Origin of the sequence: Streptomyces sp. NPDC048275 (assembly GCF_040652275.1) — a bacterium.
In the GTDB taxonomy this organism is placed as follows: Bacteria; Actinomycetota; Actinomycetes; order Streptomycetales; family Streptomycetaceae; genus Streptomyces.
Genome location: NZ_JBEZLR010000219.1, coordinates 1 through 3,583 on the forward strand (window position 1 = coordinate 1; position 3,583 = coordinate 3,583).

At 67.4% G+C, this 3,583-nt stretch carries 3 protein-coding genes and 1 pseudogene; all 4 read left to right on the forward strand.

The window, feature by feature from the left end; all coding sequences use genetic code 11:
- The first annotated feature begins 573 nt into the window (after positions 1-573).
- Positions 574-1,086, forward strand: a complete 513-nt coding sequence (locus AB0D57_RS47360) for a thiamine pyrophosphate-dependent enzyme (protein WP_362088713.1) — start codon at positions 574-576, stop codon at positions 1,084-1,086.
- A gap of 38 nt (positions 1,087-1,124) precedes the next feature.
- Entirely contained in the window at positions 1,125-1,886 is a 762-nt protein-coding gene (locus AB0D57_RS47365) for an SDR family oxidoreductase (protein ID WP_362088714.1), read from the forward strand.
- A gap of 253 nt (positions 1,887-2,139) precedes the next feature.
- Complete coding sequence (locus AB0D57_RS47370) at positions 2,140-2,541, forward strand: tautomerase family protein (RefSeq protein ID WP_362088715.1); 402 nt, start codon at positions 2,140-2,142, stop codon at positions 2,539-2,541.
- Between the two features lie 560 nt (positions 2,542-3,101).
- Positions 3,102-3,583 (forward strand): annotated as a pseudogene (locus AB0D57_RS47375) (hypothetical protein); the annotation flags it as partial.

Here is a 3,583-nt window from a genome sequence, read left to right on the forward strand (position 1 = left end):
ATCGGCTACCTCGCGCCGGTCGTCTTCGAGCAGAGATCAACTACGCTGGCCATCGCTGCATGACAACCGGTGTCCACGATCAAGGTGGAAGCCCCACCATCAGTTAGAACCGCTAACGGAATGCGGTTCGGCCGAGGACCCTGCTGCCGGCGGTACGTGTGGAGTTGCCATGACAGGATCCGACTGTGACGTGCGATGTGTGTGGACACGACATGGGGCAGGCACCGGTGGCGGAGCCGCGAATGCCATGGGACTTGCCAGTGAAGGAGCGGTGGTTCTGCTCCTGGTGCTACGCATGGACCGAGCTGGGACACGATCCCCGTGAGGTTTCACGGCCGCAGTACCAGCCCATGTACGGGCGCTGGGAGCGGGAGGCGCCGTTCGATCCACTTCAAGGCGGGGTTGGTCGGCTGGAAATCGGATGGTCCGCTCATTGATGCGATCCTGAGGAAGTAAAACGACGCGACGGATTAAGGTCCCTGACGGGCGTCCGGGCCTTAGCGGCCCCGTGAGCTGCCGCAGGAGCCGAACAGCCCACTCACCCCGCCGGAGGTCTATGCCACCCTGAGCAGGGTGCGGCCGCCCGACGCGGTCATCGTCAACGAATCAACGTCCACGATGGCGCAGCAGATCGAATGGCTTCCCACGGTCAGGACCGGATCGTTCTTCGCCACGGCCAGCGGCGGGATCGGCTGGGGTACCCCGGCCGCGGTGGGCGTCGCGCTCGGCGACCGGGACAGGGGTGTCGAACGTCCGGTGGTCGGCCTGATCGGCGACGGCTCCTTCCAGTACTCCGTGCAGGCCATCTGGACGGCTGCGCAGCACAACCTCCCGATCGTGTACGTGGTCATGCACAACCACGAGTACTCCATCCTCAAGTCGTTCGCGGTGCTGGAGGAGACTCCCGGCGTTCCGGGACTCGACCTGCCAGGGCTGGACATCGCCTCCGTGGCCCATGGCTTCGGATGCCGCGCGGTCGACGTAGAGACCGCTCAGGACCTGGAGCGGGAGTTCAAGGCGGCCCTGGCCGCCGGCACCACCACTGTCATCGTGGTGCCCACGCGACCCCAGACGGCGATGTTGTAGGCCATGCGGCCCTCAGGATCGGAGAGGGGACAGCAGTCATGGACCTCGGCCTGAAGGACCGGGTGTATATCGTCACTGGTGGCACCCGTGGGCTGGGCAGGGCCGCCGCGCGCGAGCTGGTGGCGGACGGTGCGAGAGTGGTCGTCAGCGGACGCAGCGAGAAGTCGGTGGCCGCGGCTGAGAAGGAACTCGGCGGCGCGGCGCGGGCAGTCGGTGTCGTGGCTGACAACGCCGACACCGGGACTCCGGACCGGCTGATCGCTGCGGCCCGCGATGCCTTCAGGCGGCTGGACGGGGTGCTCATCAGCGTCGGCGGACCGCCGGCAGGTACGTCGGACACCATCGACGACGATCATTGGCGCGCCGCCTTCGAGTCGGTCTTCCTCGGTGCGGTGCGGCTGTCCCGTACCGTCGCGGCGGAGCTGGGCGAGGGAGGTGTCATCGGCTTCGTCCTTTCCACCTCCGTGTACGAGCCGATTCCTGACCTTGCGATCTCCAATGCCTTCCGGCCGGGCCTGGCCGGCTACGCGAAGAGTCTCGCGAACGAGCTGGGCCCAAGTGGCATCCGTGTCGTCGGCCTCGTGCCCGCCCACATCGAAACCGACCGGGTACGCGAACTCTACGAGCGGAGTGGAGACGCCGACGCCGCCCGCGAGCGTGCGACCGCCGGTGTCCCCCTGCGCCGCTACGGAACCCCGGACGAGTTCGGCCGGAGCGCCGCCTTCCTGCTGTCGCCCGCCGCGTCGTATCTGACAGGAGTGATGCTGTCGATCGACGGGGGCGTTCGCAGAGGCTTCTGACCGAGGCCACGGCGAACGACACGACCGAGCGTGTGAATACCGAGGATGTGCCAGGGAGCCAACGCCTGCGTCGTAGATCTCTGGGGGGCCGCCGCGATTCGGACCGGACAGATATCTACACACACCCGATCGGGAAGAGATATCTGGCCCGTTTTGAACCGGGAATCCTGGCTGGGGGTACGTCAACAACCCCTGTCTGCTCACAGCCTGGCCGTCTTTCAGCCGCGATGCCTCGGACAGTTGAGGAGTCACCATGCCTATCTACACCTGTACTGCGGCCCAGGGAACGTTGACCAGTGAGTCGAAGGCCCTGCTGGCAGCCGAGATCACCCGGATTCACGTGGACATCAACCACGTGCCACCGGCCTACGTCAACGTGGTCTTCTCCGAGTTGCCCTCGGACAGTGTCTTCGCAGGCGGGCAGCCGGCGACACCGCTGATCCTCACAGGCTGGGTACGGCGAGGCCGTCCACAGGAGGAGGCGACGCGGCTGGCCGTGGAGCTGTCCTCAGCGATCGCCCGGGTCTCGGGCGTGGAGGAGAGTCAGACCATGGTGGTACTCCAGGACGCTCCGGCCCGCTCCGCTGTCGAAGGCGGTCGTGTGCTGCCCGAACCGGGCGAGGAAAAGGAGTGGTTGCGCCGGACCGGGGCCTGAACGGCCGGTGCTGGGTCTGGCGTCCTTGGACTGAGCCCCTGCCATGGGTGCCGATCCGGGCTCGATCACTCGGCGACGCCGGCGTGCGTCTCCCGAACGAGGATCTCGGCGGGCTCGGCGGCGCTGACCTGGTGCCCGCCCGCGGCGGTGAAACGCACGGCGTCGCCCCCGTGGAGCGAGCCGGTGCCCGCACAATGTTCCGGGCAAGCGGGCGGGCGGCCTCGGCCTCACCCATACGGGCCAGGGCATCAGGGTCGGCGAGCAGGAAGCCGTCGTGTCGGGGATAACGGAGGACAGGTCACCAGAACGTCATCCTGGTCGAGCAGGGCCGGACGCTCGACTCCGGCGAGGCCGACTCGCAGTGGCCTCACAAAGCTCGGCGGATGAGGTCGGGTATGGCGGCGATCATGTGAGGCGGGTTACGTCCAGGGAAGTGGTGTACGGGTTGGACTGGGTTGGACCTGATTTGGAGGTTTGCTCCGGCTTCTGGCTGATGCCCGCATAGATGAACGGCCACCGGCTGATCTTCGAGACGTCGAGTCACGAAGGAGATCAGCACGATGACCGCACCTGACAGTCTGCCCCTGCACGCCCTCGCCGCGGCGAGTCCCGAACTGCTGCGCGCGATGGTCAGGACGTTCGCCGACGCGCTCATGTCCGTGGAGGCCGACGCTCTCTGCGGCGCCGAATACGGCCAGGTCAGCGACGAACGCGTCAACCATCGCACGGCTACCGTCCACGCGCAGGGCAGTTACTTCCCACACTGGCTCCTCGAACGGCGCCGCCGGGCCGAGCAGGCCCTCATGTCGGTGGTCGCCACCGCTGACCTGGTTGGGGTACTCGTTTGCCGGCCCTTCGTGGCCCTCGCCAGCCCTTGGTGGCTTTTGTCGGTGTTGGCGGTCGGGCGGGTCGGCTTCGGACGGCAGCGGCCGTCTGGGGCCGTGGCGGAACCGGTCGCTGATGACCGCGTCGACCTCGCCGTAGGGGTAGCGGCCGAACCGCTTCCCGAGGTCGTCGATGGCGCGGACCGCATCGGCGCGGG

Excerpts from the sequence above, each read along its gene's own strand:
- AB0D57_RS47365 (WP_362088714.1), top strand. The coding sequence starts at position 1,125 with ATGGACCTCGGCCTGAAGGACCGGGTGTATATCGTCACTGGTGGCACC.
- AB0D57_RS47370 (WP_362088715.1), top strand. The coding sequence starts at position 2,140 with ATGCCTATCTACACCTGTACTGCGGCCCAGGGAACGTTGACCAGTGAG.